Raw genomic sequence first — 21,859 nt, 5'->3', positions numbered from 1 at the left:
TCAAAGGTTCGGGAGAAGTTGTAGAATCCATCACCATGACATCCACGGCTCGCGCGATGCTTCTTGCCCTGCCCTGTCTGGCGCTCCCGCTCCTGGTCGGCGGCCTCGCGGCCGCACCGGACACCTCGGGCACACGAATGCTCCGATCCCCATCGGTGAGCGCGACCGAGATCGCCTTCGCCTATGCCAACAACATCTGGACCGTCGAGCGGGCCGGCGGCCGGGCACGTCGTCTCACGAGCTTCCAGGGCCAGACGTCCAACCCGCACTTCTCGCCCGACGGCAAGTGGATCGCCTTCACCGGTGAATACGCCGGCAACGCGGATGTCTACCTCGTCCCCGCCGAGGGCGGCGGGCCGAAGCGCCTCACGTGGCATCCGGGCGCCGACACCGTCCAGGGGTGGACGCCGGACGGCAGGACGATCGTGTTTGCGTCCGCTCGCGCCACGGCGGCCCCGAGCGCCGCGCCCCGCTTCTGGACCGTTCCCATCGAGGGCGGTGTCGAACAGCCGATGGCGTTGCCCCGGGCGTACCAGGGGAAGATCTCGCCCGACGGCAGTCGTGTCGCGTATCGGATGAACAACTCGTGGGACGAGGAACGCCGCAACTACCGGGGCGGCCAGAACCGCCCGGTCTGGATCGTCGATCTGAAGACGTACGACCTCACGACGCCGCCGTGGACCGACTCGAAGGACATGGACCCGGTGTGGGCCGGCGACTCGGTCTACTTCATCTCCGATCGCGACGGCGTGGCCAACGTGTGGTCCTACGACACCAAGGCCAAGAGACTCGCACAGGTCACGAAGTTCGCTGACTTCGACGTCAAGACGATGGATGCGAATGCGGGCGCCGTGGTGTTCGAGCAGGCCGGTTACGTCCACGAACTCGACCCGAAGACCGGCAGGGAACACATCGTCACCATCACCGCCGCCGGCGACTTCCCGTGGATGATGCCGCGATGGGAAGACGTCGCCAGCCGCATCACGAACATGGCGCTCTCCCCCACCGGCAAGCGCGCCCTCGTCGAATCGCGCGGGGAGATCTTCACCATCCCCGCGGAGAAGGGCGACGTGCGGAACCTGACGAATTCGAGCGCGTCGGCCGAACGCGATCCGGCCTGGTCGCCCGACGGCAAGTACGTGTCGTGGTTCAGCGACAGGTCCGGGGAATACACGCTGCTCGTCGCGGGGCAGGACGGCCTCGAGGCGCCGCGCGAGATCGCGCTGCCAGGCCCGACGCACTACTACACCGCGTCGTGGTCTCCAGATTCGAAGAAACTGCTCTACACCGACACCAGCCTGCACGTGTGGGTGATGGACGTGGACGCCGGCAAGGCGAAGACCGTCGGGCAGGATCCGTGGATGGTGCCGGCCCGGACGGTGAACCCGACGTGGAGCCCGGACTCGAAGTGGGTGGCCTACTCGGCGCACCTCAACTCGTTGTATCGCGCCATCTTCGTGAGCAACGTGGACACGGGTGAGACCAGGCAGGTGACCGACGGCCTGTCCGATGCGACATGGCCCGTGTGGGATGCGAGCGGCAAGTACCTGTGGTTCTTCGCGTCCACCGACTACGGCCTGAGCTCGCAGTGGCTCGACATGACGTCGTACGACCACACCGAGACCTTCGCGTTGTATTGCGCGGTGCTCAAGAAGGGCGAGGCGAGCCCGCTGATGCCCGAGAGCGACGAGGACGCCGGCCTCGGCGCCGCACCGGCCGGGCGCGCGAAGGCTGCAGAAGGCGCCGACGATCGCGCGGCACACCCGCCGGTGACCGTGCAGATCGACTTCGACAGACTGCAGCAGCGCGTCCTCGCCGTGCCGGGCATCCCGGAACGTCCGTATTCACAGTTGCGCGCGGGGGCGGCAGGTACGCTGTTCTACCTGGAGGCTCCCGCGACGCGGGCCGCCGGGCCGGGTGGTGGCAGCGGCAGCACGCTCCATCGCTATCGCCTGAGCGACCGCAAGACGGCGCAGTTCGTCGGCGGCGTGGCGGCGTTCGCGGTCAGCGCCGACGGCAAGAAACTCCTCTACCGGGCGGCCGGGGGCGGCGGTGCTGCGGCAGGCGCGCGACAGCCTGGTGGCGACAGCTCCCCGAACCTGTTCCTCGTCGACGCCGACAAGACGCCTCCGCAGGCGGGACAGGGACGCCTCGGCGTCTCGCTCCGGATGTATCTCGATCCTCGCGAAGAGTTCAGGCAGATCTTCAACGAGGGCTGGCGCAACGAGCGCGACTATCTCTACGTCCCGAACATGCACGGCGCCGACTGGCCGAAGATGAAGACGATGTACGGGCAACTGCTGCCGTACGTGATGCATCGTGCGGACCTCAATTACCTGCTCGACATGATGGGCGCCGAAATCGCGATCGGTCATTCGTACGTGCGCGGCGGCGACATGCCCGAGGTCCCTTTGTCGCCGGGTGGATTGCTGGGGGCGGACTTCACGGTCGACGGCGGCCGCTACAAGATCGCCAGGATCTACGACGGCGAAAGCTGGAACCCCGATCTGCGCGCACCGCTGGCCGGACCCGGCATCGACGCGTCGGCAGGCGACTACATCCTGAAGGTCAACGGCGTCGAGTTGAAAGCGCCGGACAACATCTACCGTCTGCTCGATGGGACCGCGAACCGCCAGACCGCGCTCACGCTCAACAGCAAGCCGACGCTCGAGGGAGCGCGACAGGTCACGGTGGTTCCGGTCGCCAACGAGCAGGGGCTGCGGACGCGGGCGTGGGTCGAGTCGAACCGGCGCCTCGTGGACAAGCTGTCGAACGGTCAACTCGCCTACGTCCACCTGCCGAACACCGGCCAGCCCGGCTACACCAGCTTCAACCGGTACTACTTCGCGCAGCAGGACAAGAAGGGCGTGGTGATCGACGAGCGCTTCAACGGCGGTGGCTCTGCGGCTGACTACATCATCGACGTCATGCAGCGGACCTTCGACGGCTACTTCAACAACGTCGCGGGAGACCGCGTCCCGTTCACGAGTCCGGCGGCCGGGATCTGGGGCCCCAAGGTGATGATCATCAACGAGATGGCGGGGTCGGGCGGCGACCTCATGCCGTACATGTTCCGCTACCGGAAGATTGGCCCGCTCGTCGGCAAACGGACGTGGGGTGGCCTCGTGCACACGGCCGACACGCCGCCGTTCGTCGACGGCGGATCGATGATCGCGCCGCGCGGAGGCTTCTTTGCCCGCGACAACAAGTGGGCGGTCGAGAACGAAGGGGTCGGGCCCGACATCGACGTCGAGAATCTGCCAAAGGACGTGATTGGCGGCCACGATTCGCAGCTCGAGCGGGCGGTCCAGGAGGCCCTTCGGATGCTGAAGGAGAAGCCGGTCGATCGGCTCATGAAGGAGCCGGCCTCTCCGACATGGGGCAAACGGAAGTAGGCTGGCCACCCTGCCGTCGCACCGAAGGGAGGCAGGGAGGCCGCGGGTTGCTCGTGAGCGAGTGCTCGAGCAAGTTGCCTTCCGCCGGCAAGTGGGAGGCGCACAGGCGGCATATCGACCTGCAGTACGCGGTGCCGTGAGCTGGCGAAGCGAGCCTTGGCGGCTTGAGGCGAAGCTTTGCTGGCAGCCCGCGATCGCAGAGACGGCGGAACCTTCTTTCTGATGGCGATTCGAAATCGTTGGCGCAGGCCGCCCGGCCTGCAGACTGTGAGGACGCCCATGCGTCGAACCGTGCTCCTGGCGTGTCTGACCTTCCCGCTTCTGCTGCCGGCGTCGCTCGCCGGAAGCCGGGCCGATCGCGCGTCGAGCGCGCCCCGTTCGCAGGCCGGCGCGTTGCCGCCGCCCGCCGGCCTCATCGCGTCCGTCGAGACGCGGCATACCGTCAGCCTCAACGGATCCTGGCACTTCATCGTCGATCCGTACGAACAGGGGTACTACGATTACCGCCACCAGCCGCGCAAGGACGGTTACTTCCAGAAGGCACAACCGAAGTCCAAGCGCGATCTGATCGAGTACGACTTCGACAAGTCCGACACGCTCGTCGTGCCGGGCGACTGGAACAGCCAGAAGAAGGAGCTGTTCTACTACGAAGGCACCATCTGGTACGAGCGGACGTTCTCGTACAAGAAGGCCGCCGGCGCGCGCACGTTCCTCTACGTCGGTGCCGCGAACTACTTCTCGCGCCTGTATGTGAACGGCACCGCCGTGTGCGAGCACGAAGGCGGCTTCACGTCGTTCAACTGCGAGGTGACCGACGCGCTGAAAGACGGCGACAACTTCGTCGTCTTCTCGGTGAACAACCAGCGGCGGCGCGACGCGGTTCCGACCGACACCACTGACTGGTGGAACTACGGCGGGCTGACGCGCGACGTGGAACTCGTCGAGGTTCCCGCGATATTCCTCGAGGACTTCCTGCTGCAGCTCGCGCGGGGCACGACGGACCTGCTGTCGGGGTGGGTGCAGCTGAACGGCGGATCGCAGCCGGTGATTGTCCGCATCCCTGAGCTGCACGTCGAGCAGAAGGTGACGACCGATGCGTCGGGCCGCGGCGAGATTCGCCTGCAGGCCAAGGGGCTGCAGCCGTGGTCGCCCGAGCAGCCGAAGCTGTACGACGTGGAGTTGGAGGCTGGCGGCGAGGTCGTTCGCGATCGGCTCGGATTCCGCACGGTTGAGGTGCGCGGCCGCGACATTCTCGTCAACGGCAAGCCGGTGTTCCTGCGCGGCGTCTCGGTCCACGAGGAAGCGCCGCTGCGGCCGGGACGTGCCTCGAGCGAGGCGGATGCGACGACGCTGCTCGGGTGGGTGAAGGAGCTGAACGGCAACTTCGCCCGCCTGGCGCACTATCCGCACAACAGGAACATGGCCCGCGTGGCCGATCGGACGGGGGTCTTCATCTGGTCGGAGATACCCGTCTACTGGACGATCGACTGGGAGAACCCGGCCACGCTGGCGAACGCGCGCCGGCAGCTCGCCGAGATGATCCGGCGTGACAAGAACCGTGCGTCGGTGGTCCTCTGGTCGGTCGGGAACGAGACGCCCGTCATCCCGCCGCGGCTGACGTTCATGCGCGAACTGGTGAGAACCGCGCACGAACTCGATCCGAGCCGGCCGGTGACGGCGGCGCTCGAAACGCACTACGCCGAGCCGAACGTGAAGGTCATCGACGACCCGCTCGGGAAGGAGCTCGACGTCCTCGGCTGCAACGAGTACGTGGGCTGGTACGAGCGGACACCCGAAGACGCGGACCTCATCACGTGGAAGACGGTTTACGACAAGCCGCTGGTCATGAGTGAATTCGGCGGCGATGCGCGTGCCGGCCTGCACGGCGGCACCGACGAGCGTTGGACCGAGGAGTATCAGGAGAACCTGTACCGTCACCAGATCACGATGCTGAAGAAGATCGACTTCCTGCGCGGCACGAGCCCGTGGATCCTGACCGACTTCCGATCGCCGCGCCGCGTGCTTCCCGGCGTCCAGGACAACTACAACCGCAAGGGGCTGATTTCCGACCGCGGCGAGAAGAAGAAGGCGTTCACCGTGCTGAAGGAGTTCTATCGGGAGAAGTGAGCGCGCGGGTCAGGGGTCGGGAGGACCACCATGACGAGACTGGTCATCTTCTGTGCGAGTCTGCTGGCGTTCGGCACGACATTGGACAGTCACATCGGCCGTCAAGCGCCGCCTGGCGGCGTGACACAGGGAGGCGCAATCGTGCAGGCCCGTGCTGATGAAGCGCTGATCATCGTCGACATCCAGAACTTCTACTTCGAGGGCGGCCTGTTGCCGCTCTCCGGACCCGTGGAAGCCGCGAAGCAGGCGAGGCGCGTGCTCGATCGCTTCCGCGAGAAGCAGTGGCCCGTCATCCACGTGCGGCACGTGCCGGCGAACGCCAAGGAAACGGATCAGTACAAGATTCACGCCGCCGTGACGCCGCTGCCGTCGGAAACGGTGATCGTCAAGCACTACGCGAACAGTTTTCGCGAGACGGAACTGCTCGACTACCTCCGGCAGCACGGCATCAAGCGTCTGGTGATCGCCGGCATGCAGACGCACATGTGCGTGGAGGCCGCCGCCAGAGCGGCTGCCGACCTCGGGTTCGACGTCACCGTCGTGGCCGACGCGTGCGCGACGCGTCCGCTCGAGTACGGCGGGTTGACGGTGCCGGCTGCTCACGTCCACGCGGCCACGCTGGCCGCACTGAAGGGCACCTACGCGAAGATCGTGACCGCCGACGACCTCTTGAAGGTCCGATGATTGGGCGACCCCCTCGACAGGGCGGGGGCTGGGGGGGGGAAGAGGCGGCAGGGGGGAAGGTGCCAGGGGTGCCGGGGGTGCTGATGGTGCTGACGGTGCCGTGCCATACGTGCCACAGGTGCTGATGGTGCTGGAGGTGCCGTGCAGCAGGCGCCGCACCTTCAGCGCCCCTGGCACCTGCAGCACCGCACCTGTAGCACCTCCAGCACCTTCAGCACCTTCAGCACCCTCAGCACCGCACCTGTAGCACCTCCGGCACCTTCAGCACCCTCAGCACCTGCTGTTGTTGCGTCCCCCCCGCGCGTGTCCTCGCGATCACCCTCGTCTTGTCCATATCGCCCGCGATCGCTGCGCTGCCTCCCGCAGGCTTCTGTTTCTTGCTAGCGGCGTCAACTACTTGTGGCGCCAGATTCAATTGTCGCCGCGCAACCTGATTGCGGAGGACGGGCTTGAAGAAGCGTCACGGGAGGCGGTAGCGTGGCTGCATCGGTGGCACACCCGGCATGGACGAAGGGAGACGACCACGGAGGGAGACCAATAGACGCCAACAGCGGATCGCGGTCGCTCGCGCCCCTGGCTTGACAATCACTCGGACCATGAACCTTAATGGTCAGCCAGTCTTGAGAATCGTGCCGTTGAGCAGCGGCGTTCGGATGGACGTCAAACAGGAGAAACCCTGTGAATAGAAGGGCGTCATTCGCGGCTACGTTATTTCTGACCGGCGCAGCGATGATAAGTGGCTCGGCTGCTGGTGCTCAACCGCTACACAATCATCAGGCCATGCAGCCGCAGGTTACGGAACCGGCCTCGCTCGTCTTCCTGACGCCGACGGTCGCACGCGGGATTCTAGACATCGCCGGCCAGGCCCGCGCCGCCTCGGGCGGGTTGCCATTTCAGGCCGCTCGACTATTCCGAATCATGCTTGAGCTGCGCTATCCCCGCCCGGACCCGATCGTCTGGACGGAGCCACGGGTTGCTGAGTTCTTCGCGGTGGAACTGTATAGCCCCACGGGCTGGTACATCACTCAGTTGACCGATGCACTCATGAAAGCCGCGGACCTTTCCGGTGTTCCAGCCCAAAACGGCATTGTCGTGTCGGTGAAACCCAAGACGCTCACTGCGCCGTCGATCCTCAAGATCGTGCTGAGCCAAGGCGACAAGTCCCTCGACTCATTGTCAGACGAGCTGCGGGTGAACGAGTTGACGAACGGATTTGGAGTGAAGTTTCAGCGACGGTTCGGGCAGGTCTGTTTCGATGTCACCAAGATCGACGTGAGCCGGTCAGCCATGATTGTCCTCATCGCAGAAGACGGCTCCAATGTCCCTTGGTCCCTTTCCGCTGGCGTGATGGGCCTGTTACGGTAATGGCGAGTGAGGGGATAGGCGCCTATCTGTTGCACCGTGCAGTTGCAGGCGGCGGCACGAAAGCCAAACGGAACTAGTCAGGAGGTCGTTCACGGTCCCCTTCGCGCCGTATCTCGTCTGCGCCTTGACGACTCTCCCCGCTTCGCCGGCGGTGGACGCAAGCGCTTCGCGCAAAGAAGTCCTCGTCTACGTCTGGACGCAAGAACGCGACCCGCAGACCGGCTTCGTGACTCAGAACTACAAGGACCGTGATAGCTCCGCGATCGACGTCGTGAACCACATCACCGCCAAAGCAAGCGGGTCTCGGTTCGTCAATGAACTCGAGCGCGCGGACGTAGCGATCGATATCACGGGGCGACAACGCGGCGCCCAAGATTCGGATTGGCACATCATTCACCTGCGCCTGGTGGCGGGCGAGCACGTTACGACGATCGACGCGCAAGACGAGGACGATTGGATCGGTGTTGCGAAGACTGCGTGTCGGCAAATTCGCGAGTGGGCCGCAGCCAACTGCGACCAACTCGTCGGGCAGCGAAAGACGTAGCGCCATGCACGCACTGATCCTTGCACTCGCCCTCCACACCCTGGCGGTCGCCACTTTGGCAGCACCAACACCCAAGCCGAAGCCGACGGTGAGGGTCTTCATCTTCACCGCTCGGCCCAGGCCGGGCGAATTTGCCCCGCCAGACCTGAAGGCACGGGCCGACTCGGTGCAGGATGTCGGGATGGCGATCTGCCGTACCGTCATGGACGTCAAGTTCGAGCCGGCGGGCCGGCGTGAGAACGCCCACGTCTTCGTTGAGGTGCTGGGTCGCGAACTCGACCCCCGGCGCGAGGGCTGGTGCCTGGTGCATCTCAAGATCTCGGCGCGTGGCAAGTCGTGGACCGTCGACGGGGCTGAGGATGGTTGGCGCGGCGCGGCGGAGGATGCGGCCAAACAGATCCACGCATGGGCGCGGTTTAACCGGCACCTCATCTTGGGAGACGGCGAGTGAAGTCCCTGCTCCTCTTTCGTCCATCCGCGCGCCCGCGCCCACCGGAGCCGCTGACGTGCGACGATCTGCAGCGCGCCGGACTCCGCTAAACACCAAGCGCGGATCGAGGTCGCTCGCGCCCTTGGCTTGACGGTGATTCGGACCACGAAGGCTAGTAGTCGGTCAGCCGGTCAGTCTTGGGGGATCGCGTCGTTGAGTGGTGGCGCGGGAACGCCCGCGCGCCTACGTTGAGACCACCATGAAATACGCCCTTCTCTTTGCCTGCCTGTTCATTGCGGCCAGCAGCGCGATCGTCGCCTCTGAATCCCCCATTCGCGTCTACGTCTTCACCACCCCTCCGGCGCGCCCGGCCTTTCCAACGCCAGATGACCGCGATAGGCGGGACTCCGTGAAAGACATGATCTGGGAGATCAACCGATGGTTTGAGTTCGACGTCGTCAACGATCGGGGCGAGGCCGAGATCATGGTCGAAATTCTCGGCCGCGAGATTGACCCGCGCAACGCAGACCGGATGGTAGTCCATTGCCGAGTCACGTCGGGTGGCGATGTGATGATCGTCGATGGCCTGGAAGAACGCTGGCTTGCGGCGGCCCAAGATGCGGCGGGTCAAATCCGCAGATGGGCGAAGTCGCACAAGGCGGAAATCGTGGCGCGCCGACCGCTAAAGAAGATGAAGGAGAAATACTCGCCATGCACGCACTGATTCTCGCACTCGCGTTGTCCTCACTCGGTGCCGGTGCCCAGGCTCCGGTTCGGTTCGCCGTGTTCGTAAAGAGCCCAGCGGCGACGGCCGGATTCACGGACCCGAGCAAGGATCGGGCAGATTCGATCAGGGACATGGAGAGCAAAATCGAAAACTCAAAGGTGCTGTTCCTGGCTGAATCAGAGGCGGACGCCGTGATTGTGCTGGATGTACTGGGGAGAGAGACGAACCGAGAGGTGAACGTCTGGGGACGGCAGAACAAGTCCGTGTTGACCGTCCGTCTCACGGTCGGCGAGTACTCGACCGAGTTCTCCGGCGACGGCGGGTCCTCGGGCATCTTCACCGGCTACGCCGCGGCAGCCGGCAAGGTTGTTAAACAGATCGAGAAGTGGGCCAAGGCCAACACCGAACAGTTGCTGGCGAAGGCCGTGAAATGCCCAGACTGATCCTCTTCCCGCCCCCGGACAAGCCCGGCCAGCCGAAGGTCACGCTCTCGGTCTCGAGCGAGCCTGAGCCGGTGGCTGAGGTGCGCGTGGATCTCCATAGCATCGTCAGGGCGGCCCCCCAACGCGCGGCGTCGAACGCGCGCAAGACGTGACCACGAGCCCACTTCCCTCTCGTCCAATCACGCGCCCGCGCCCACCGAAGTCGCTGACGCGCGACGACCTGCAGCGCGCCGTACTCCGCTAAACGCCAATTGCGGATGGCGGTCGCTCGCGCCATTGGAGGGGAGACGTCTGTTCCTCTTCGGTGAATGCGGGGTACCGCTTCTTGGAAGGCGGAGCCAAGAATCGTGGGACCTGCCCGTGCGCGATGATCCCCTACGCGGCGATCGGGTGAAAGTGATGTTCTGAATCAGGCGAACTGCGGGCACTGACCATGCACCTTCAGCATCTCACCTTCAGCACCTGCTGACTGCATCCGTCGGACCGAGCAGGATTGCGTGCGGAATCGAACGGGCCGACGGCGGCCGGCCCTCGATCGGGTTCAGATCCTGATGACGATCTTCCGCCAGTACAGCCAATAGCACATCCCCCACCGCGGCGCCCACGCGACGAGGCTCGTGAGGATCTCGGCGGGCAGTTCTCCAATCCATGGGCTGCCGGCCATCGTGAACGGCTTCGCGAGGGAGGCCAGCCATGCCGTGCCGTAGCTCTCGGTGAACAGGTAGATGAACGATGAACAACGGGTTCATCCCGACGATGGTGAAGAAGACCGCCCAGCGTCGAACGCGCCAAACGTCGACGAGCCAGTAAGAGAATGCCAGGGCGAAGAGGCACCAACCGCCGCTCAGGACGACAAACGAGGTCGTCGCGATCCGTTTGATGACCGGCGTGACGGGGTCGAGTGCGTATCCAGCCGCGATGCCCAGCAGTCCCAACCCCGCCAGCGTCCAGAGCTTCTGGGTCGGGCGGCGATCAGGTGAGAGAAGACCCCGTCGGCCAGCGATGTCACCAGCTCCCTGTTGGCGGCAACCTCGGCGGGCGACGTCCCGGAGGGCGGGTGGTAAGACTCGACGAGCAGGCGGAGGCCTTCGATGCCCGGGTGACCGCGGAGGCGGTCGGTCAGGACCTGCGTCTCTTTCTGGACGGCGTCCGAGACCGGCGCCGCACCGGCGACCGACTGCCCGCTGCCCAGTTCCTTCGCACGCTCGGCAGCCACGCGCGAGTAGTCGATCCGCAAATTCGCCTTCGGGCTCAGCCACGACGACCAGAGGAAGAAGCCGCCGGCCATACACGCGCCGAGCGCAACCGCGACGACGATGAAACGGCGTACGAATGGCCGACGCGTGCGCGACGCGTCCGCTCGAGTACGGCGGGTTGACGGTGCCGGCTGCTCACGTCCACGCGGCCACGCTGGCCGCACTGAAGGGCACCTACGCGAAGGTCGTGACCGCCGACGACCTCTTGAAGGTCCGATGATTGGGCGACCCCCTCGACAGGGCGGGGGCTGGGGGGGGGAAGAGGCGGCAGGGGGGAAGGTGCCAGGGGTGCCGGGGGTGCTGATGGTGCTGACGGTGCGGTGCCATACGTGCCACAGGTGCTGATGGTGCTGGAGGTGCCGTGCAGCAGGTGCCGCACCTTCAGCACCCCTGGCACCTGCAGCACCGCACCTGTAGCACCTCCAGCACCTTCAGCACCCTCAGCACCGCACCTGTAGCACCTCCGGCACCTTCAGCACCCTCAGCACCTGCTGCGCTGCTCCTGCCGCGCCCCCCGTGTGGCCCGGCCGCCGCCGCGTCGCTCGGAGCCGCACCGGGTCATCGGCGGAAGACGGCGCTTGACGGATCGCCCAGAGTGTATATCGTATGCAATACATCGGAGCGACACCCCGGGTGCCATGAACCCGCCACGCATGGAGAACCAGTATGAAATCCGTCCCGCGCCTCGCTTGGGCAACTCTCGTCGCCGTCTTCGCGCTCGCGTCGATGGCGCTCGCAGATCAGACCGCACCCACGGCCACACTTCCCTCGCCGGCCGACAAACTGGTCGTCGCGGTCAGCCCCAGAGACGACACCGCCAATGTCCTGCTGGTGAACAACGACCGGCTCGCCCTGTTGAAGTCCATCAAGGTGGGCAAGGGCCCCCAAGAGGTGTGCCTCACCCCGGATGGCTCGAAGGCGTACGTGAGCAATACGGGCGGCGATGGGCTGACCGTCATCGACCTCGCGACGCTGACGGTCACCGGCACCGTGGCCGACGCGGGCGTCAAGGGTCCGGCCGGAGCCGCGTTCACACCGGACGGCAAGAAGCTGTACGTCGCCGCCCGTGGCACACAGGCGCTGTTCGTGCTGTCGCCGACGGGACAGATCCTCAAGCAGGTGCCGATGAAGGACCCGACCATGGTGGCTGTGTCGCCCGACGGACGCCGGGTCTATGCAGCCAGCGACAGCACGCAGTCGGTGCTCGTGTTCGACACCGCCACCGATACCCAGGTCGCGACGATCAAGACCAGCCGCCAGCCGCACGGACTCGCATTCACGAACGACGGCAAGACGCTCCTCGTCACTTGCATCGCGCACGACGTGATGCACTACGTGAGCACGGCCACCAACGAGGTGCTCACAACGGTCGGGGTCGGGCGTTCGCCACAGTCGGTTGCGGTGACCCCGGATGGGCGGCTCGCGTTCAGCGTGACGCGGGAGGTCCGCGCTGGAGGCGTTGGAGGCGTCGTTTCGACCGTGTCCGTGATGGATCTGCGCGGGAACTACTGGCGCAAGGTCAAGGACATCCTGGTCGAGCCGATGGCCAGCAAGGTCGTTGTCAGCGCCGATGGCGCATTCCTCTACGTGACCTGCGGCGCCGCGGAGCCGTCCAAGACCATCACGATCATCGACGTGTTGACCCTCGAGATCGTGCGCTTCGCCAACGGAGGGACGGGTGCCATGGGGATGGTGTACCGGAAATAGAGCGCGCCGGGTCTGGTCGTCTTCGGCGGTCCATGCCCGCAACCGTCGGTGGACGAAGCTGGCGTACAAGTCGGGTCGCCGAAGACGTGGCCCATCAGGTCCGCGGGCGTGCTGCCGTTCGCGCTCGCCACGGGTCGGCAGCACTTCGCCAACCGGCCCGGGATCGGCTGCCTGCATCCGTCGGACCGAGCAGGGTTGCGTGTGGAATCGAACAGGCCGACGGCGGCCGGCCCTCGATCGGGTTCAGATCCTGATGACGATCTTCCGCCGGTACAGCCAATAGCACATCCCCCACAGTAGCGCCCACGCGACCAGGCTCGTGAGGATCTCGGCGGACAGCTCTCCCATCCATGGGCTGCCGGCCATCGTGAACGGCTTTGCGAGGGAGGCCAGCCATGCCGTGCCGTAGCTCTCGGTGAACAGGTAGATGAACAACGGGTTCATCCCGACGATGGTGAAGAAGACCGCCCAGCGTCGAACCTGCCAAACGTCGACGAGCCAGTAACAGAATGCCAGGGCGACGAGGCACCAGCCGCCGCTCAGGACGACAAACGAGGTTGTGGAAATCCGTTTGATGACTGGTGTGACCGGGTCGAGTGCGTATCCAGTGGCGACGCCCAGCAGTCCCAGCGCCACCAGTGTCCAGACCTTCTTGTTCGGGCGGCGACCGCCCATCAGCCATTGCCCGGCCAGCACGCCCCAGATCGTGTGCGCCGTGGTCGGGATGGCGTTGAACGACACCCAGTGGCCGGCCGACAATTCGCCACACAGCCGGAGATCGAACCATGCACCGAAGTTGTGATCGGGCACGAACGGCTGGTCGAAACCCGCGGCTGGAAACAACCGGAAGAGCAACTCTGTGCCGATCAGGAGCGCGAAGCTGAACGCCACCTGCGCTCGGGCAGATCGACGCATCATCAGGAACGCGATGAGATAGGCCACCGAGAGCTGGGCCAGCACGTTCTGGAATCGAAACGTGATGTACCCCGGCCGGATGCAGTAGAGCGCCCATCCGAGCACCAGCAGCACGAACGCCCGCTGCACGGCGTGGCGCGCGATGGCGGATCGGCTGTCTCCGCGCTGGTTCCGGGCAGCCACGGAGAACGGCAGCGCGGCTCCGACGATGAACATGAAGAACGGCTGGACCAGGTCCCACACGTGCGTCCCGTTCCAGGGATGGTGGTGGAACTGGGTGCCGATTGCCGCGAGGATGGTGCCCTGGAGGGGAGGAGCCACGAGCAAGTCGTAGATCCGGGTGCTCTCCCCAATGAGCAGGAACATCGTCAGGCCGCGAAACACGTCGAGCGAGAGCAGACGGTCCGGCCGGGCGGACACCGGGCGGGGCACGGCGATCGTCGTCATTCACTCACCTCCCGGGCGGTCACTGGCGGGTGGCGCGGCCCCATCGGGTGGCTCGAACAGTTCGGCGCCCCTCGACCGGAGGGGCGCCGAGCAAGCTCACGACGTTCACGCCACTCGATATTTCCGCACAATCCCGGGGTCGATGTCGAGGCCGATACCCGGTGTGTCCGGTACGGTGATGTAGCCGTCCTTCACCGGGAAGAGTGGCAACGCCGGGTTGTACTGGCTCTCGACGCCCGGGTAGGTTTCCATGAGCAGCGTGTTCGGTGTCGAGGCGTGGAGGTGGACGGCCATGAACGGGTTGCCGTGGGGCGCGACCGGCGTGTGGAACGCGGAGGCCAGCGCCATGATCTTGCGGTACTCGGTGTAGCCACCCGCGATGACCGTGTTGAAGTTCAGGATGTCCGCCGCCTGCGCGGTGAGCAGCTCGCGGCAGCCCCAGCGCGTGAACTCGTTCTCGCCGGTCGAGATGGGGATGTCGAGCGCGCGCCGCACCTCGGCGGAGCCGGCGAAGTCGTCCGGGTACACCGGTTCTTCGAACCAGTAGATGTTGTACGGCTCGATGGCGCGGCCGAAGCGGATGGCCTCGTAGGCCAGCCACCTGTTGTTGGCGTCCACGAGGATGTCGATGTCGGGGCCGAGCGCCTTGCGCACCGTGCGGATCCGCTCGACGTCCTCGGTCATCGGCGCACCGCCGACCTTGATCTTCACGGCGCGGAACCCGTCGCGCACGTACCCTTCCATCTCCTTCGCCAGGCCCGAGGCGTCCTTGCCGTCCTCGTAGTACCCGCCCGCCGCGTACACGCGGATGCGGTCGGAGTAGCCGCCGAGCACCTTGTAGACCGGCAGGTTGAGCGCCTTGCCGATGATGTCCCAGATGGCGCAGTCGACCGCGCCCATGGCCGCGATGTACTCGCCCTTGGCGACCGGCTTGCGGTTGCCGATGTACATCTGCTCCCAGATGCGCTCGACGAAGAACGGGTTCTCGCCAAGGATGCGGGGCAGGATGTAGGGTTCGATCAGGCTCGTCCCGTTCACGGACCAGGTGGCGGTCTCCGGGAGGCTCCGTCCAATCAGGCCCTGGTCGGTGAGCAGTTCGAGCTGCATCATGCCGGGCGGCCCGCCGCCGCTCGAGATGGTGCCATTGCGCTTGCGCGGGGTGGTGCCGGGAAATTGCAGGCGCAGGAAGCGGACGCCGGTGATGCGGATCGGCGGCGGGGCGGCGGGCAGCACTGAGGCCGCCGCGAGGCCGCTGGCGATCGCGGACCCGCCAGTCGTGGCAGCGGCGGCGATGGCGCCTCCCGCGGTGAGGGCGGCATTGAGAAAGCGCCGCCTGTTGCTGAGATGTCCGCGACGCGAGGTCGGTTCCGACATGGTGGGTTCTCCTCGATCGGTCGATGAACGCTCCTCGGCGAGTGATGTCCGACTTGCGGGCGCGCTCCAACGGGACGTGATCCGCGCCCGCGACTGGCGGAGATTATATATCATATGCTGTCAACCGGACCGCGGCCGCCATGCCGATGAAGCCGACGCCCGCGGCGGGCACCGGCTCGACCACGAGGCCGACCGCCACCGCGGCGAACAGCGCGAAATAGCGCCAGGCCGACAGGGTGAGACCGGACGGCGCGGGCACGAGCGCCACGCCGACGCCCACGGCGACGGGCAGGAGCACCCGCCATGGGAGCCACCGCAGAAACGCGTGCGTTCCCCCTGCCACGATCGGCGTTTCCTGATTCCTGCGGACGTGTGCGATGTCCGTCATGCCCGGCCGGTCCGACCTATCTGGCCGCTGCCGGGGCGGGGGATTTCGCCGCGCCGTGGGGCTCGGTTCCCACAACCAGGAGACCGAAGGACCCGAATTCGATCTGCGCGGGAATCATGGTCGGCAGGTAGAGGTTGCGGGTTTTCGGATCCATCGCGATCGTCCGGGCCATCTTGGCCGTCGGGAGCGTCTGCACCGGAGCGAACTTGCCCCCTGGGCCTTCGCGCAGGACCGTCAGCGTGCCGTCGAGGCCGTTGGCCGAGAAGACGAGGCCTGTCTGTGGGTCGAAGACGAGGCCATCGCAGCCACCACCGATCGGCGCCTCGCCGAGGACCTTGCCGTCATCCGTGCTCAGGATGATGAGTTTCTTGTTCTCGCAGCCCACGAACAGGCGATGGTGCTCGGTGTCGATGGCCATGGCGATGGGCGCGGTTCCCGGCCCGACCGGCCAACGGGCGATGGTCTTCGCCTGGGCGGTGTCGATGACGGCGACGTCGTTTCTTTCCATCGCATTCACGTACACGCGGCCCGCGCCGTCCGACACGGCGCCCTCGAGCGTCCCGCCGACCTCGACGGTGACGAGCGGCGTGGCCGGGGAGGCCGGGTCGATGATCGACACGGTTCCGCCGTTGCTGTTGAACACGTAGATCTTCTTGGAGGCGGGCTCGTAGATGATCGCGTCCGGCTTCAGGCCGGCCTTGATCCGGCGCGTCACCTTGAGGGTCTTGAGGTCGAAGACCACGACCTCGTTGGTGCTGCCGGCGGTGGCGAATCCCTCGCTACCGCCCGGCGCGAACGCGACGCCGTGGGCGCGCGGCACATCCACGACTTCGCCGACGAACTTGCCCTGGTCGATGTCGAAGACCGACACGGCGTGGCCCCGACCGACGTAGGCCCTGCGCCCCTGCGGGTCGATCGTGATGTAGTCGATCACGGCGAGAGTCGTAATCGTTTTGATGATGTGGAAGTCCGCCGGAGGGGGGGCGGCGGCGGCAGCGCTCCTCGGGGCTCCGATGGACATCGTCAGAATCAGGGCCGCCACGGTCGCGATCGCAGTACGACGCATCATGTTGATCTCCACCTGGTTGTTCATCGTCACGGGATTCGTGTGAGACCGGCTGGGCGCTCCGCTCACGCCAACATGATATATCATATTTTTTTGTTCGTCTCGCCGGGAGGAATGTGCCGGCCCGACTCCGCGCGTTCGGCCGCGGGCGTTGACAGGGCACGCGTGTGGATATATTGTATACTGAGCTCCTGCGTCAGGACGTCCGACAGGGAAACACCATGAATCAAGTGCAAGCAGCAAGAATCGCCTCCGTCCGGGCCACTCCCGTGAGCGTGCCGACCCGTCGCGCGTGCGCCTGGTCGCTCGGCGTGGGTTTCGGTTTCACGCGAACGATTCTCGAGTTGGTCACCGACGACGGCCTCGTCGGCCTCGGTGAGTGCGAAGGCTCGGCAGCATCGCGACTTCTCAACGGCAGCCTTGGCAGGAAACTCCCGGGCCTGGCGGTGCACGACGTGGCCCAGGTCGCCCGGTGGTGTCGCATCCAGTTCCGCGACTACGGTTCACTGGCTGACCCGGTCACCGTGCTGGCCTTCGCCGCCATCGAGATGGCGCTGCTCGATCTGCTGGGTAAAACCACGGGCCAACCCGTCTCTCACCTGCTCGGTGGTCCGGTGCGTCCGCGGGCCGAGTTCGGCGCCTATGGCTACACCCTGCACCTGGAGACGAGCGGCCTCTGTGAGAACGAGGTGCCGGCAGCCCTGGCACAGTTCGCGAGAGAGTCCGTCGCCCGCACCGGCGCCGCGGTGTTCGAATTCAAAGTGGGCCGCTACTCCATTCCCACGGATATCGAGACGGTCCGGGCAGTCCGCCACTCACTCGACGACGGGATCGTGCTCGGCATCGACGCCAATCAATCGCTCGACCTCGACCGGGCCCGGCAACTCCTTCGCGGCATCCACGATGTTCGGTTGGATTGGTTCGAGGAACCCGTCGCGTCTCTCGGGGACATGGCGCGCCTCCATCGTGAGTTCGGCGTGCCGATCTCCACCCACTGCATGGAACCGGACACGCTGAAGTTCTACCCGGAAGTGGAAGGCACCGTCGGCGACTTGCACCTTCAGGGCGGACTGCGTGGCGCCATGCACGCCGCGGCCGGCTATCGGGCGCTCGGCCGGCAGTTCTGGCAACGCTCCTCGCTGGAATTGGGCATCTCGTGGGCCGCCATGGTGCACTTCGGGATCAGTTGCCCCGACGTGAGCCGCCCCTCGCAGGCGCTCATCGACTACGTCGAGGACGACCTGACCACCGGACCGTCGTGGCTCGTGACGGAGGGTGGAGTGGTGCCGCCGAACCGCCCCGGGCTGGGCGTCGAACTCGATCGCGAGGCCGTCGGGCGCTATGCCGAACTCTATCAGGCCAGGGGCGAGCTGACGTACTTCGACCAGGACTGAGCGGGCGCGTCATGTCCGCTGCTGCTCGCCCGCCGCGCGGCGCCCCGTTCGACGTCATCGCAAAGCCGATCGGGCCGAGCTGCAACCTCGCCTGCCGGTACTGCTCCTACCTGGAGAACGAGCATCTCTCCTCGGGCCCGGGTTCGTGGACGATGCCAGGCGGAGTGCTCGAGACCTTCATTCGCGACTACACGGATTCCAGACCGACGGCATTCTGCTCGATGACGAGTGGGGCGCCTGGGGCACGGGCTCTGGAAGCGCTCTATTCCTCGATGTCGTTCGGCATGGCGCATCCGCAGCGGTAGAAGCACCAGGACGAGGCCAGCAGCACCGTCGAGACACTCATGAGCGCGTAGCGAAGTCCGCCGACGCCCCACCTGGCGGTCAGGGCGTCGCTGATGGCGCCGGTCAGCACCGGGCCGAGTCCGAAGCCGATCAGGTTCGCGAAGAAGAACATCACGGCCACGGCCATCGCGCGACGCTTGGCGCCGCAGACCGCCTGAATGGCTGCGTAGACCAGGGGCAACCCCGCGTTCAAGAGCAGGTTGGTGACAAACCCGCACGCCAGGAACGGCCAGAGGTCGTTCAACGTGAACCCAAACAGGAGCACGGGGTATGTCAACACACACGCCACGGCCGGCAGCCACGCCAGCCACCTGACGTCGCGGCCTCCGAGCCGGTTTCCGAGGAACCCGCCGCCGAGCGTGCCGAGCACGGAGCCTGCCGCGGCCGTTGTGCCATAGAGCACGCTGACCTTCCCGAGCGGCTGGCCGAGCACCCGCAACAGGAACGACGGCACGAAGATGAGGACGCCGTAGGCGACGACGAAATAGAGGGTCTGCCCCATCAAGACGTAGCGATAGGCTTTCTTCCCGGCCAGACGGCGCACGGTCCGGGCCAGCGGCTCCTGGGTTCCTCCGAGGGCCTGGAACCCGACGGCCATCCGCGGCTCACGGAGGCCGAGGTGGACCAGCACAGCCAGAGCCAGGCCCGGCAGACCGGCGACGAGAAACGACATGCGCCACCCGTAGGCGACCGCAACCTGCCCACCGGCGACGAATCCCAACACGTAGCCGGCCATGCCGGCCGCCGTGAAGATCGCGTAGGCGCCCGCCCTCCGTTCGGGCGGGAAGTAGTCCGCGATGAGCGACTGGGCCGGCGGAATCGCCCCGGCCTCCCCCGCGCCGACGCCGATCCGCGCCAGCGCCAGTTGCCAGTACGACTGCACGACGCCGCAGGCGGCCGTCATCACGCTCCAGCACGTGAGCGCCAGCGCGATGATGCGCTTCCGATTGCCGCGATCGGCCCACCGGGCGACGGGAAGGCCGAGCGTCGCATAGAAGAGCGCGAACGACACGCCGCTCAGCAAACCCAGCAGCGTGTCGGATACGTGGAACTCCCGCTTGATGGGTTCCAGCAGGATCGAAATGATGTTGCGATCGAGGTAGTTCGAGGTCGACACGAGAAAGAGGATCGCCAGCAGACGCCAGCGCTGGCCCTCGGAATAGAGGGTCCAGGGCTTGATGGCCTGTTCGGTTCCGACCCTGTCTGGCGTCATGGGCGCGTCTCGTGTCCGATGACGGCGACTCAGTCTCGCAATCCGTCCGCGACGCCGCATCGACGCGGATCCGCGCAGGCATCGAGCGAGCCGTGCTCGTTGCGCCAGCACATCTGAAACGACCCCATGTGGTAGTCGTACGCCGGCGCCGCCTGGACGCGGACGCCGAGCCTGGCCAGACCGGCCTGCGCCTCGGCCGACACGCGGTCCTCGACGAGCAACCCGAAGTCGTCGGTCATCGGCAGCATGCGAGGCGCGTCGGCTGCCGTGTACGGGTCGAGCCCGAAATCCAGCCGGTAGGCGAGCACCTGTGGCACCGTGCAGTGCACGTTGCCCGGCGAGCCCAGCGACCAGATCGGCTTCTTGTCCTTGAACACCATCGTGTTGCCGACGGTCTGCCGCTGCCGCATGCCCTTGACGAGCTTGTGCTCCATGGGGCTGGTCATCATGCCGAAAGCGGCGTGGCTCCCAACCATGGGGACTCCGCCCACCACCATTCCCGGGATGCCACCCGACTGCAGGGTGTTCATCATCTGAACCCAGTTGCCGTCCCGGTCCACGATCGCCAACTCGCAGCTGCCGGACGGCCGATCCTGCTGGCTGCCGGCCCCGGTCGGCTTTGCGCCACCAGTGAGGAAGCCTACGTTGTAGAGCCACTGGGTCCTGGGAACGGCAGCCACCAGACCGGTCAAATCGGCCTTCGGCCGGCTGCCCCAGAGCAGACGCGCGAGCGACCGATGGTAGGCGTCGTCCAGCAGGACGTCCGTGGGCACGCCGACGAAGCGTACGTCACCCATGTAGCCCCAGTGCAGGGAGGCGACCCGCAACGCCTGCCCCATGGCCCACAGATGATCGGCCGAGCCGCACGTCATGTGCGCCAGATCGAGGTGATCGAGAATGCCGAGCGTCAACGCGCAGAACAGGCCCTGTATCTGCGGCGACCCGAGCCCCACCACTTCCACGCCGCGGTGATCGAAGCGAGTCGGTTCGGTCCAGAGCGGTGGCGTCTCCGTCATGTGGTCGAGCGTGATCGGCCAGCCCATCTGGTTCGCCTTGGCCACGAAGGCGCGGGCCCAGTCGCCGGTGATCATGTGGTCGGGGCCGGATTCGGCGACGCGCCGCAGCGTGTCTGCCATCTGCGGGAATCGAAATCGTTCGCCAACCGGCACGGGAAAACCGCCGGGCAGGTAGAAGGCCCGCCCTTCCGGGAAATAGGTGACGAAGTCGAGCGCCCAGACGTACTGGCCGTACTCGAAGCTCGAGACGGGATGTCCTTCATCGGCCCAGCGAATCGCGTCCTCGCAGAGCGACGCCCACCGACGAGTGCCGAATCGCTCGTGGATCGCCTTGAGCCCCGGCATGAACCCTGGAATGCACGCCGACGGCGGCACGGCAGCGTAGGGTCCGTGTCCCTGCGGCACCGGTTGGAACGGGGGCAGCCCCGAGGGAAAGGTGCCCGAGCTGTCCAGTTGGTGGACGGTCTGGGTCCGCGCCTCGTAACACAGGAACGTCACGGTGCCTGTGTGGTTCGTCATGAACGGCTCGACCGCCGCCTGGACCAGGCAGGCGGCGACGGCGGCGTCCATGGCGTTGCCGCCATCACGAAGCACGCCGAGTACGGTCTCGGTGGCGATCGCGCTATCGGTGCTGCACGCGGCGGCGAGCCCGGTCGCGGGCTTCTTGGGGCCTGGATTCTGGATGTAGCGATCAACTGACATGTGCCGCTCCTTTACCTGACGGGCAAGCCAGATCCGGATGGTCCAGCGCGATGCCTGCTCCCGGGGTTCCCCTCCGCCACTCGCCGTCCGGCGGCAACTGGACGTCCGGCCTGTGCCTGGCGACGAGCGCCGCGACAGGCTGCGACGCTTCCCCGGACCACTCCTCCGGCTGGTGACGGGCGTCGACCTCGGATGCACGCTGGTGCAGCACGTCTACGTTGTCGTGCACGTCGGCGATCTGCGCATCCGACAACAGCCTGTAACTCGCCATGCGGTCCCTCGCCGTTGCTGAACCCGTCGAACCTGTCCGGCCCCGCCGAG

At 66.1% G+C, this 21,859-nt stretch carries 22 protein-coding genes; 13 read left to right on the top strand and 9 right to left on the bottom strand.

Annotation, left to right across the window (positions count from 1 at the left end):
• Positions 1-35 precede the first annotated feature (35 nt).
• From VGK32_17640 to VGK32_17600, 9 genes are all read left to right on the top strand, one after another.
• Positions 36-3,395 carry a PDZ domain-containing protein gene (locus tag VGK32_17640; GenBank protein HEY3383591.1) on the top strand — a complete coding sequence of 1,120 codons (3,360 nt, stop codon included), beginning with the start codon at positions 36-38 and terminating at the stop codon, positions 3,393-3,395.
• 279 nt (positions 3,396-3,674) lie between these two features.
• Positions 3,675-5,522 carry a glycoside hydrolase family 2 TIM barrel-domain containing protein gene (locus tag VGK32_17635; GenBank protein HEY3383590.1) on the top strand — a complete coding sequence of 616 codons (1,848 nt, stop codon included), beginning with the start codon at positions 3,675-3,677 and terminating at the stop codon, positions 5,520-5,522.
• 30 nt (positions 5,523-5,552) lie between these two features.
• Positions 5,553-6,206, top strand: coding sequence for a cysteine hydrolase family protein (locus VGK32_17630; protein ID HEY3383589.1), 654 nt, complete (start codon positions 5,553-5,555; stop codon positions 6,204-6,206).
• A gap of 780 nt (positions 6,207-6,986) precedes the next feature.
• Entirely contained in the window at positions 6,987-7,571 is a 585-nt protein-coding gene (locus VGK32_17625) for a hypothetical protein (protein ID HEY3383588.1), read from the top strand.
• A gap of 124 nt (positions 7,572-7,695) precedes the next feature.
• On the top strand, positions 7,696-8,115 hold the full coding sequence (locus tag VGK32_17620; protein ID HEY3383587.1) for a hypothetical protein: 420 nt from the start codon (positions 7,696-7,698) through the stop codon (positions 8,113-8,115).
• 4 nt (positions 8,116-8,119) lie between these two features.
• Positions 8,120-8,566, top strand: a complete 447-nt coding sequence (locus VGK32_17615; GenBank protein HEY3383586.1) for a hypothetical protein — start codon at positions 8,120-8,122, stop codon at positions 8,564-8,566.
• A gap of 238 nt (positions 8,567-8,804) precedes the next feature.
• Positions 8,805-9,269: a hypothetical protein gene (locus VGK32_17610; protein ID HEY3383585.1), complete on the top strand. Its 465-nt coding sequence runs from the start codon at positions 8,805-8,807 to the stop codon at positions 9,267-9,269.
• A 134-nt stretch (positions 9,270-9,403) separates the two neighbouring features.
• The gene (locus tag VGK32_17605) at positions 9,404-9,715 is read left to right on the top strand and encodes a hypothetical protein (protein HEY3383584.1); all 312 of its coding nucleotides are present in this window, start codon (positions 9,404-9,406) and stop codon (positions 9,713-9,715) included.
• The gene (locus tag VGK32_17600; GenBank protein HEY3383583.1) at positions 9,703-9,867 is read left to right on the top strand and encodes a hypothetical protein; all 165 of its coding nucleotides are present in this window, start codon (positions 9,703-9,705) and stop codon (positions 9,865-9,867) included. The genes VGK32_17605 and VGK32_17600 overlap by 13 nt, the downstream gene beginning before the upstream one ends.
• Positions 9,868-10,256: 389 nt before the next feature.
• Here the strand turns inward: VGK32_17600 and VGK32_17595 are convergent, their stop codons facing one another.
• Positions 10,257-10,379, bottom strand: coding sequence for a hypothetical protein (locus tag VGK32_17595; GenBank protein ID HEY3383582.1), 123 nt, complete (start codon positions 10,377-10,379; stop codon positions 10,257-10,259).
• Positions 10,380-10,559: 180 nt separating this feature from the next.
• Complete coding sequence (locus VGK32_17590; GenBank protein ID HEY3383581.1) at positions 10,560-11,003, bottom strand: hypothetical protein; 444 nt, start codon at positions 11,001-11,003, stop codon at positions 10,560-10,562.
• Positions 11,004-11,047: 44 nt separating this feature from the next.
• Between VGK32_17590 and VGK32_17585 the strand changes: the two genes are divergently transcribed.
• Positions 11,048-11,191, top strand: a complete 144-nt coding sequence (locus VGK32_17585; protein ID HEY3383580.1) for a hypothetical protein — start codon at positions 11,048-11,050, stop codon at positions 11,189-11,191.
• 446 nt (positions 11,192-11,637) lie between these two features.
• A complete protein-coding gene (locus VGK32_17580) occupies positions 11,638-12,678 on the top strand; it encodes a cytochrome D1 domain-containing protein (GenBank protein HEY3383579.1) in 1,041 nt (346 codons plus the stop codon).
• Between the two features lie 243 nt (positions 12,679-12,921).
• On the opposite strand, the gene VGK32_17575 is transcribed toward VGK32_17580, so the two are convergent.
• The 4 genes from VGK32_17575 to VGK32_17560 form a co-directional block, all read right to left on the bottom strand.
• Complete coding sequence (locus VGK32_17575; protein HEY3383578.1) at positions 12,922-14,040, bottom strand: DUF5009 domain-containing protein; 1,119 nt, start codon at positions 14,038-14,040, stop codon at positions 12,922-12,924.
• 105 nt (positions 14,041-14,145) lie between these two features.
• Positions 14,146-15,414: a mandelate racemase/muconate lactonizing enzyme family protein gene (locus VGK32_17570; protein ID HEY3383577.1), complete on the bottom strand. Its 1,269-nt coding sequence runs from the start codon at positions 15,412-15,414 to the stop codon at positions 14,146-14,148.
• Between the two features lie 103 nt (positions 15,415-15,517).
• Entirely contained in the window at positions 15,518-15,802 is a 285-nt protein-coding gene (locus VGK32_17565) for an anion permease (GenBank protein ID HEY3383576.1), read from the bottom strand.
• 16 nt (positions 15,803-15,818) lie between these two features.
• A complete protein-coding gene (locus VGK32_17560; GenBank protein HEY3383575.1) occupies positions 15,819-16,871 on the bottom strand; it encodes a hypothetical protein in 1,053 nt (350 codons plus the stop codon).
• 218 nt (positions 16,872-17,089) lie between these two features.
• Between VGK32_17560 and VGK32_17555 the strand changes: the two genes are divergently transcribed.
• Positions 17,090-18,262, top strand: a complete 1,173-nt coding sequence (locus tag VGK32_17555; protein ID HEY3383574.1) for a mandelate racemase/muconate lactonizing enzyme family protein — start codon at positions 17,090-17,092, stop codon at positions 18,260-18,262.
• A gap of 11 nt (positions 18,263-18,273) precedes the next feature.
• Complete coding sequence (locus VGK32_17550) at positions 18,274-18,567, top strand: hypothetical protein (protein HEY3383573.1); 294 nt, start codon at positions 18,274-18,276, stop codon at positions 18,565-18,567.
• Here the strand turns inward: VGK32_17550 and VGK32_17545 are convergent.
• Genes VGK32_17545 through VGK32_17535 form a run of 3 tightly spaced genes read right to left on the bottom strand, consistent with a single transcriptional unit; the run spans position 18,525 to position 21,809 of the window.
• Positions 18,525-19,820 carry an MFS transporter gene (locus tag VGK32_17545; protein ID HEY3383572.1) on the bottom strand — a complete coding sequence of 432 codons (1,296 nt, stop codon included), beginning with the start codon at positions 19,818-19,820 and terminating at the stop codon, positions 18,525-18,527. The genes VGK32_17550 and VGK32_17545 overlap by 43 nt on opposite strands.
• A 29-nt stretch (positions 19,821-19,849) precedes the next feature.
• A complete protein-coding gene (locus tag VGK32_17540; GenBank protein ID HEY3383571.1) occupies positions 19,850-21,538 on the bottom strand; it encodes a gamma-glutamyltransferase in 1,689 nt (562 codons plus the stop codon).
• Positions 21,528-21,809 (bottom strand): hypothetical protein, encoded by a 282-nt coding sequence (locus tag VGK32_17535; protein HEY3383570.1) that lies wholly within the window; start codon positions 21,807-21,809, stop codon positions 21,528-21,530. The genes VGK32_17540 and VGK32_17535 overlap by 11 nt, the downstream gene beginning before the upstream one ends.
• Between the last annotated feature and the right edge of the window lie 50 nt (positions 21,810-21,859).

The organism is Vicinamibacterales bacterium, assembly GCA_036504215.1.
Lineage (GTDB): Bacteria > Acidobacteriota > Vicinamibacteria > Vicinamibacterales > Fen-181 > FEN-299.
This window is presented reverse-complemented; position numbering and strand designations above follow the sequence as displayed.